A 953-nucleotide genomic window follows, 5' to 3' on the forward strand; every position below is an offset into this window, starting at 1 on the left:
ACCATTGTCCTGTGCCTGGTCCTGATTGTTCTGGCCACCCTTGCGACGACGACGACGACGGCGCTTGCGCTTGCCGCGGTTGCCTTCTTCGTCACCTTCTGCACGGGCCTGCTGGGCAGCAGGGGCCTTGACGATTTCGTCCTCTTCTTCGTCCTCTTCGATTTCAAAGACGGGGTCGTCTTCTTCTTCAATGACAGGCAGAAGCTGCAAGAGGCTTTCAATCTTCACAGGGTTTTCAACGGCGTCACCACGGTCGATCGCAAAGTGCTGCGAACCGACGCTGGCATCTGCCGCGATTATGATCGCCACACCGAAGCGGCCTTCATAATCGACAATCGTGCCGCGCTTGTGATTGAGCAGGTAAAGGGCAGTATCCGGTGTGCAGCGCACGGTGATGTTGTGCGTTGTGTTGCGCAGCAGATATTCCTCGATACCGCGCAGAACATGCAGGGCGATGGAGGACTCTGAGCGAACATGGCCGGTGCCGCCGCAATGCGAGCAGACCTGCGTGGTTGATTCCAGAACCGATGCGCGAATGCGCTGACGCGACATTTCCAGAAGGCCGAAATGCGAGATGCGGCCAACCTGAATGCGGGCGCGGTCGTTCTTCAGGCAATCCTTCAGCTTCTTTTCGACAGCGCGGTTGTTGCGCTTCTCTTCCATGTCGATGAAGTCGATGACGACAAGACCGGCAAGGTCGCGAAGGCGAAGCTGGCGTGCAACTTCTTCCGCGGCCTCAAGGTTCGTTGCCAGCGCGGTTTCCTCAATGGAATGCTCGCGTGTCGAACGGCCCGAGTTGACGTCGATCGAAACCAGCGCTTCCGTCTGGTTGATGATGAGGTAACCACCTGACTTCAGCGTCACCTGCGGCTGCAGCATGCGGTCAAGCTGTGCCTCAATGCCGGAGCGCGAGAAGATCGGGTGAATGTCGCGGTAAGGCTGAACAACCTTGG

General features: G+C 58.0%; 1 protein-coding gene. It reads right to left on the reverse strand.

The features are described from left to right. Positions 1 to 953: ribonuclease E/G (locus RT613_RS23835; protein ID WP_313618836.1), on the reverse strand; the 953-nt coding region annotated here is incomplete at both ends.

The organism is Agrobacterium sp., from assembly GCF_032092815.1.
Classification (GTDB): Bacteria; Pseudomonadota; Alphaproteobacteria; order Rhizobiales; family Rhizobiaceae; genus Agrobacterium.